The organism is Pseudoalteromonas sp. SWXJZ94C (assembly GCF_015864385.1).
In the GTDB taxonomy this organism is placed as follows: domain Bacteria; phylum Pseudomonadota; class Gammaproteobacteria; order Enterobacterales; family Alteromonadaceae; genus Pseudoalteromonas.
On the sequence record NZ_JADYXF010000030.1, the window covers coordinates 56,350 to 64,960 of the forward strand.

The 8,611-nt window shown below is 36.9% G+C and carries 8 protein-coding genes; 5 read left to right on the forward strand and 3 right to left on the reverse strand.

All coding sequences use genetic code 11. The annotated features are described in order from the left end of the window. Positions 1-29 precede the first annotated feature (29 nt). Positions 30-488 (reverse strand): division/cell wall cluster transcriptional repressor MraZ, encoded by a 459-nt coding sequence (gene mraZ, locus I6F65_RS13745; protein ID WP_197113375.1) that lies wholly within the window; start codon positions 486-488, stop codon positions 30-32. 487 nt (positions 489-975) lie between these two features. On the opposite strand from mraZ, the gene I6F65_RS13750 reads away from it, so the two are divergent. From I6F65_RS13750 to I6F65_RS13760, 3 genes are all read left to right on the forward strand, one after another. Next, the gene (locus I6F65_RS13750) at positions 976-1,314 is read left to right on the forward strand and encodes a hypothetical protein (protein WP_024612659.1); all 339 of its coding nucleotides are present in this window, start codon (positions 976-978) and stop codon (positions 1,312-1,314) included. A gap of 6 nt (positions 1,315-1,320) precedes the next feature. Further along, entirely contained in the window at positions 1,321-1,767 is a 447-nt protein-coding gene (locus I6F65_RS13755) for a hypothetical protein (protein WP_197113377.1), read from the forward strand. 313 nt (positions 1,768-2,080) lie between these two features. Next, complete coding sequence (locus tag I6F65_RS13760; protein WP_024612657.1) at positions 2,081-2,323, forward strand: hypothetical protein; 243 nt, start codon at positions 2,081-2,083, stop codon at positions 2,321-2,323. Here the strand turns inward: I6F65_RS13760 and I6F65_RS13765 are convergent. Both I6F65_RS13765 and I6F65_RS13770 read right to left on the reverse strand, forming a co-directional pair. Then, positions 2,320-3,297: a glutathione S-transferase family protein gene (locus I6F65_RS13765; RefSeq protein WP_024612656.1), complete on the reverse strand. Its 978-nt coding sequence runs from the start codon at positions 3,295-3,297 to the stop codon at positions 2,320-2,322. The two genes, I6F65_RS13760 and I6F65_RS13765, sit on opposite strands and share 4 nt — an antisense overlap. A gap of 21 nt (positions 3,298-3,318) precedes the next feature. Further along, entirely contained in the window at positions 3,319-4,161 is an 843-nt protein-coding gene (locus I6F65_RS13770) for a pirin family protein (protein ID WP_197113379.1), read from the reverse strand. Between the two features lie 199 nt (positions 4,162-4,360). Between I6F65_RS13770 and I6F65_RS13775 the strand changes: the two genes are divergently transcribed. Beyond that, positions 4,361-7,465 (forward strand): EAL domain-containing protein, encoded by a 3,105-nt coding sequence (locus tag I6F65_RS13775; protein ID WP_197113381.1) that lies wholly within the window; start codon positions 4,361-4,363, stop codon positions 7,463-7,465. Positions 7,466-7,555: 90 nt separating this feature from the next. Continuing rightward, complete coding sequence (locus tag I6F65_RS13780) at positions 7,556-8,437, forward strand: LysR family transcriptional regulator (protein WP_166109664.1); 882 nt, start codon at positions 7,556-7,558, stop codon at positions 8,435-8,437. Positions 8,438-8,611 lie beyond the last annotated feature (174 nt).

Here is an 8,611-nt window from a genome sequence, read left to right on the forward strand (position 1 = left end):
TATTCTTTGCCTTTTTATTGTGCTGTTAGTTAAAGTGTAAAGTTATCTAAAATTGGGTTTGGCTCAAAATCACCAAGTCTTTCTAACTCAGTATCTTGACGCATCTGTTCGTTCCAACGCGCCTCGTCCCATATTTCAAATTTATTCATCAAACCAACCAGCATGATTTTTTTGCCAAGCTCTGCATGTGCGCGCAACGAAGGCGCTAACAAAATTCGACCATTTTTATCAAGTTGATATTCAGTAGCATTCCCGAGCAACATACGCTGCATTCGACGGGCTCGTGGATCCATATTAGAAATTTTAGCTAAGCGATTCTCTATTTCTTGCCACTCAGCTAGTGGATATAACCATAAACAGGGCTCATTTAATGCAACGGTACAGATCACTGTTCCCTGATCTTCAGATAACAAGGATTCTCGGTACTTAGTGGGTACCGCAAAGCGTCCTTTATCATCCAAACTCAGCGAACTTGCGCCACGAAACATAAAAAGCCTATTTTAAAATTATTTTAATCAACATTTGATCCAATTTGATCCACTAAAAACCACTTTTCACCACAGTGCTCCAGTTTATGGCTTGACAAGCCTTTTTGTCAAGTAAGCTGACCAGCTTTAACAAGTCCCAAAGCTAGAAAAAATAAGGGTTTAAGCAAAGCGATTGAATTACGTGGGAAAAAGTGGAATAACAACGCAGAAAAAACTTTTCTCGCTTTTGATAACTTCTTGTTTACAAGCTCTGCTTACTGAATAAACAGTGAATATTTATAAATTTTTAACCCTTTTTCACTATTTTGTAAAATTTACCCAGATAGGTAGTAATAGTTACGATTTATTTTTAATTACAAAATATAAAAAACGAGAAGTAAAAATAAAAACTAATATAATCAATAAACTAAAATTAAAAACATATTTGGATCAGTCATTGCATATCTAAAATCACTATTTAAATATTTTAATTTATTAAGGATTGATTATGGCTACTGCAACAAATACTAAATCGACTGTACCTACAGATGCGAAGTCTGAGATTAAGCAAACAAATAGTGAAGCACCTTTGACCGATAAAGCCACATCAGCTGCACACGATGCAGTGGATGCTCTATCTGGAAAAGCTGCAACAGCAGAAAGTAGTATGAGAAAAGGGGCGTCTAGTTCAGCTGAAGCATTAAGCGAAAAGCAACTTATTGCTCGTGAAAAGCTAAGTGAATGTACAGCAAAAACACGCGCCTTTGCCTCTGAAAATCCATTAGCAACTGCAGGTATCGCCTTTGCTGCGGGCATGCTTATTACATCGTTATTTCGCCGTAAGTAACTTGTGATGGATAACTCGCAAACAAACGCAACCAAGGATGGTAACGCGCAAAACCAAACCACTGATCATGAAAGCCAAAAGGACGATTGGCAAGATCACATTGCAAAGCTTTTAGAATACTCAAAGCAACTCAAGGATGATTACCAAACTCAAGGAAAGATCACCCACCAGCTTGCTAAAGCTGAATGGAGGTTATCGCTTAGATCGCTTGCATTGATCACCATATTTTTGGGCTGTTTTGCCAGTGGTTTAGTTTTGTTGTGGGCGGGAGTTTTAGGTGCTGTTGGATATGGTATATACGATTTATTTGGATCGGTATGGCTTGGTATCGCAACAGCCACTTTATTGCAAGTCGCTTGCTTAGCATGGCTTTGGAAAAACACTGTTTATTTAAGTAACAAGATTGGTTTTAGTAAAACGCTAAAAAGCTTAAAGCAGCTATTTAATTTGTAAGAAGACTTGGATCTGTTGACCTTCCATGATTAAAATTTGTTCTCTCTAGAGGCAGTTTAATTGCGGCGCGAGGTTGTAACCTAGTGGGCTCGGTAACTCCTCTTGCGTTACCCTACTGGCTTTCATCCATGTAAGAACAAGTGAAAACCGAGTAAGTAACAAAGAGTAAATTGCCCAAAGGGCAGCGCATGTCTTGCCTTTATGCTGCGTTACTACCTATTTATGGGGAGCAACCACACTACATAGGCTCTGCTTTGCTTAATAACCAAACATGCTACTGTAAATTTAACCTCAAAAGATAAACGGGCCTATTGTGTTAGTAAATCATTTAATTAAAGCACCTAATGAGAATGTTCAACTTTTAAGTAAGCAAATGGATGTGCGCAGCGAATTGAAACGACAGCATCATGCTGCATTTCAATATAGGCTAAAGCGTTTCGCTGCAACTAAAGTAGGATTAACCAGTGCATTTTTAGCTGGTGTAGCAGTTCAAGCGGGTAAAAACGAAACGGGGCTAGTCAAAAAATATGGCTGGCTTGTTAGGCTACTCGCTTAAAAGTAAATATTTCTACCGTGATCAGATAAATAATTTATCTCAGGACCATTCGGCACTACCTGTGTTGGGTTGATCATTGTGTGGCTAAAGTAGTAATGACGTTTAATATGATAAAAATCAACCGTTTCCGCTATCCCTTTAACCTGATATAACTCTCTAAGGTATCCGCTTAGTGCAGGGTAGCTTTCAATCGTGCGCAAATTACATTTAAAATGACCAACGTACACGCTATCAAACCGAATTAGAGTAGTGAATAGTCGCCAATCTGCCTCTGTGAGTTCATTTGCAGCTAAATAACGCTGCTTACTCAGTATGTTTTCTATTTTATCGAGTGCTTTAAATACATCGTTAAATGCCTCTTCATAAGCATTCTGAGTTGTTGCGAAGCCCGTACGATAAACTCCATTATTGATATTTGGATAAATCAGCGCGTTTAACTCATCAATTTTTAGTTTTAATACATCAGGATAATAATCATCTTTGTTACCTGTTAATTCATTAAACGCACTGTTAAACATACGTATAATGTCAGCAGACTCATTGCTCACAATTTTATTAAGCTTTTTATCCCACAATACAGGAACTGTCACTCGCCCTGAATACTTAGCATTATTTTTTGTATAAACCTGGTGTAAGTAATTACTGTTAAATAAAGTATCGCCAGTACTGTTTTGAGTATCAAACGCCCAACCACTATCAAGCATATCAGGGCTAACAACCGACACGGTAATCAACTCTTCTAATCCTTTTAATGTTCTAAATATAAGCGTTCTGTGCGCCCAAGGACATGCCAGCGATACGTATAAGTGGTATCTGTTAGCTTGGGCTTTAAACCCAGCATCACCAGTAACGCCGGCTCTGCCATCCGCCGTTATCCAATTGCGTAACTGAGCAGCTTCACGTTCAAATTTACCATTACTTGAATCTGTGTCGTACCACTTATCTTGCCACTTGCCGTTAACTAATAATCCCATAAAATTCTCCTAAAAATATTGTTAAATATTACCAAAATCACCATTTTTATAATCGCGTACTGCTTGCTGTATTTCAGCTTGAGTAGTCATTACAAATGGACCCATATGAGCAATAGGTTGATTAAGTGGGTCACCTGCTAAAACCAAAATACCGGCACCTTGTAAAGAGCTAATATTAATATCGCTGCCAGGTTCTAAAATAAGTAACTTACCTGCTGGTATTGTTTGATTATCGGCTGTGATCAACGAGCCACTGTGAATATAGATCATTACTTTTTGCTGGCTCAGAGGTGCTAAATACATGCTTTTTTCTGCAGGTAATGTGATATCTGCAAGTGCAGCGTTAGCAGCTAAACTTTGCAAACTACTTGTAAGTATCTCATTTTCGAACTGCCACGATCCTGCAAGTGCTTTGAACGTCACGCCTTGTGTGTTTGTAAAACTCGGGGCTGGATTTTGTGTAGTGTCTTGATAACGTGGATCACGCATTTTATCCAAACTTGGCATATTGATCCAAATTTGAAATCCATGCAGACCATTTGAAGTGTCTGCAAGTGGCATTTCACTGTGCATTACTCCCCTACCTGTACTCATCCATTGTACATCGCCTGATCTAATCGCTTTCTTGTTACCCATTTGATCTCGATGTTCAAAGCCTCCTTTTAGAATATAAGTAAATGTTTCAATTCCTCGGTGGGGATGCTCAGGAAAGCCTCCTATGTAATCTTTTTTATTATCTGATTTAAGTTCATCAATCATTAAAAACGGATCTAAATACTTTCCATCAAACCCTGGTATTCGACTAATATTTACCCCATCGCCATCTTGAGTTGCATAGGCTGTAAGTACTTTTAATATTTTCATTTTTAACTCACTTTAAAGAATAAGTTGATGGAGTTATTAAATCATCCATTAAACAAAACAACTATGTCTTTAAATCGAGCTTAACACTCTAAAAAATAGACTATAATGCTTTATTGGTTATATTTTCAACCTTATAATTACTATGGTTATTTGGAGCTAATTTGGTTACAATTCTTATTGCAAAATACAAAACTAAGGAATAGTTATTTTTACTTATTCTCTCAAACATCAGCTTTATCGCTTGTTAATATTACTTAGCATTCCGGGCACCGCTTTGATTGTTTTTACATTGCTGTTTGAACGCGCTCATTCAATAGAGCAAAGTGAAGACAAGGTAACAAGTATTGCAAAGCACTTCATTTCTCAGCAAAAAAACTTAATTGATGATATTGATCGTTTAGCTAGTTATTTAGCTAAAGAGGAAAGTAATAAAAATAACTTAGCAACAACCTGCCCAAACTACTTTAATCAATTTAGAGCTATTTATCCGCACGTTGCAAATATTGGTATTGTTAATCAACATGGGGTTGTTATTTGCACAACAAATGGATTAGCTAAAGCGATAAATGTTGCAGATCGTCCATACTTTCAAAATGCTTTAAAGAGTAACCAGTTATCTGTAGGTTACTTTCAACACGATAGAAGCCTAGAAAAAAATACGCTTAACTTTGCCCTGCCCATCACTAATAAAAATAATATAACCCAAGGTGTTATTGTTATAGTGGTAGCACTTGATTGGTGGAACAATGCTTTTAATGATATTGAACTACCAGTAGGCTCTATTGCAGCAATTGCTGATGCAAACGGTAAAATTTTAGCCCGCTATCCGCCAGACTCTGCTGCAGTGGGAGAAAATATTACCCAAACTTTACTGGCAACCGATTTCTCTGTAGATAATACAACATCAACAATAATAAATTCTAATGGGGGTGAAACTCGTATATTTCATCACTCTGTAATTTATAGCGATCCGAGTAATAATAGTTTAAACATACATATTGCACTCCCTATAACTAATGCTTTAAATCAGATAAATAATAATTTTTTTATAGCACTCGGTATATTTATTTTGTCATTGTTGGCAATGACCCTAATCGCACGTAAATTACTTAAAACCAGTATTATTGACCCCATTAACAACCTAACGAATGCAACCGATGTGTTAGCTAAAGGCGCAATGCCCGAGCAGCAAGTTCAGCCTAATAGCCCAGAACTAAACACACTTTATCAACGTTTTAAATCAATGGCGCAAACTCGACTCACCGCAGAGGCTAACTTAAAAAATAAGCACGATGAACTAACGAGCTTACTTAATACGCTACCAGATAGTTACGTTAAGATTAATAGTCAGGGTGATATTCTTAATATTACGGGTCAATTCAAGCCTCAAGTAAATCCAAACAGTATTGAAGTTCCTCACTTAACATCAATACTCTCACAAGCTAATGTTTACCTTTTATTGGCGCAGTTGCCTAAACTAGATGTGTCGAATAACTTAGAATTTACGCTCGAAAAATCAGATCCAAAGCGCAGTTTTGAAGCACGTATTAGTGCAATGCAAAACAATAATGAGTACGTGGTTGTACTTCGCGATATAACACAGCGAAAAGCAAATGAAGAGGCGCTCCATCTTGCCTCATTAGTTTATAACAACAGCAGTGAAGGTATGGCAATAACCGATGCTAATGGCATTATTTACGATGTTAACCCTGCTTTTTGCAAAGCTACTTTATATAATAGAGAAGAAGTTGTTGGTCAATCGTCTACTATTCTTTCATCGGGAAAACACGATAAGAGTTTTTATAATAAAATGTGGTCTGAACTAAAACAGACTGGTCGCTGGCAAGGCGAAGTTATCAACCGTAAAAAAAGCGGTAAGCTGTATACAGAATTACTCACTATCGATACGATTTACGATCAAAACAATATAGCAATTCGTCGTATCGCTATATTCACAGATCTAACAGAAAAAAAACAAGCTAACGAAACTATTTGGCGACAGGCACATTTTGATCATTTAACCGATCTACCTAACCGATTAGAATTAAAAGAGCGATTAAACAAACAACTTTTAAATGTAGATAGCAGTAATAACCAACTCGTTATTATGCTTTTAGATATTGATCACTTTAAAGATATTAATGACACTTTAGGTCATCATTACGGTGACAACTTACTAAAGTTAGTATCACAGCGTATTGTGCAGTCGGCAAAAAATGCTGAATTTGTAGCGCGTATTGGTGGCGATGAATTTGTTATTGTGTTTAACCACATTAAAAGTACACGCCATATAAATCAAATAGCCAGTAACATTTTACTTAGCTTGTCTTCAGCTTTACATATTGAAAAAGAAGAGTTTTTTATTAGTGCAAGTATAGGTATTGCATGTGCGCCTAACGATGGTGAAAATACCGAGCAACTTTTAAAAGCCGCCGATCAGGCAATGTATAAAGCAAAAAGCAACGGGCGTAACGGTTTTGAATTTTTCTCTGCTGATATGCGCGAACATGCACAAGCCCGTATGTTGCTATTAAAAGATTTAAGAAGTGCAATTGAGCAAGAGCAGTTTGAGTTATTTTACCAACCCATTGTTGCTTTAAATAACCTACAAATTCACAAAGCAGAGGGATTGATTCGTTGGCAACACCCAAAAAAAGGCTTAATCAGCCCTATTGCTTTTATTCCACTTGCTGAGGAAACCAGACAAATAAATGCAATTGGTCAATTTGTGTTTGCTCAAGCCTTACAAACATTAAATGACATAAAAAAACTCACAGATGATACTTTTCAAATAAGTGTAAACGTATCTCCCGTACAACTATCAACCCCCGATAGCGGTATAGATGACTGGTACGCGATGCTAAATGCAGCAAAACTACCCGCCTCTTCAATTGTGGCTGAAATAACCGAAGGTTTAATGGTTAACCCTGAAGCGTTAACGCAAAGACGCCTAAAAGAAATAGTAAAATCAGGAATGCAACTTGCTCTTGATGACTTTGGTACAGGGTACTCATCGCTTGCTTACTTACAAGAAATGGATACCGACTACTTAAAAATAGACAAGCGCTTTGTTGATAATATTCAAGTTGGTAGTCAAGAACTCGCGCTTTGTGAAGCAATTATAGTAATGGCGCATCAACTAGGTTTAAAAGTAATTGCTGAAGGTATTGAAACCAAATTACAAATGCAATTATTACTCGATGCAGGATGCGACTATGGTCAAGGTTACTTATTTTCTAAGCCTCTAAATAAAAGTGACTTTATGACACTTTTAACTGATAAAAAAGTTATTCGTTCTAAATAATTAGACAAAAAAAACACTGTTACGCAATAAATAGTCCATCTATGCGGTCAAGTAATGCAATCAGATAGAAAGTAGTGACAGGATTTCGAAATGGCAAAAGCAACATTAGAGCAATGGCGAATGTTTAAAGCGGTTGTAGACCACGGTGGGTTTGCAGGTGCAAGCGCTGCAGTACATAAAAGCCAATCAACCGTGCATCATGCTGTGCAAAAGCTCGAAGGCGCCTTGCAAGTAAAGTTGCTTGAAGTAAAAGGTCGTAAAGCATTTTTAACCGATAATGGTAAGCTCATTTTACGCCGTGCAGAGTTTTTAATTGAAGAAGCAAGTAAAATAGAGTCTGTAGCAAGTACCTTAAGTGAAGGTATTGAAAGCACATTAAAAATTGCGGTTGATGAAGTATTTCCACATTCTATTTTATACCAAGCACTTGCTAAAACGAGTGAGCTTTATCCGCTGCTAAAAATTGATTTAATCGAAAGTGTGCTAACCGGTGCAAACGAGTTACTAAACAATGCTGTAGTTGACTTAGCTATCTCATCAATCCCTGTTTATGGCATTAGTTGCACCAAACTTTGTGATATTGAGTTTGTTGCCGTAGCCCATAAAGATCATCCATTGCACCAACGAGTGGAACAATTAAATTTTCATGATTTAAAACTTCACAGGCAAATAGTAGTAAGAGATTCCGCAACTTACACCAGCCACAATGAAGGATGGCTTGGTGCCGATATGCGCTGGACAGTTAGCCACTTACGTAACTCTATTGATATGGTAAGCCAAAACTTAGGTTATGCATGGCTCCCCTATACACAAATATCGCACCTAATAGAAGATCAAACATTAAAAACGCTAAATTTAGAGCAAGGCACAACTCGCACTCTTAATTTATATTTAATGTGTAACGATATAGATAGACTAGGTCCTGCTGCCCAAGAGTTTAAAGAGCAATTAATTGCTTTAACTAATTCGTAATTAATACGCTAATTTAAATTAGCGTATTTTTTTACCTAATACGCTTTCATAGGTTGGATCTTAAGGAATAAAACTTGAAAACATGCTCTGAATTTGATCTGATAGTAATCGCCAAACCACTATCTATCCCAAAAGCAGAGCATGAATAAACATAATACTGAGTTAAACAAAATA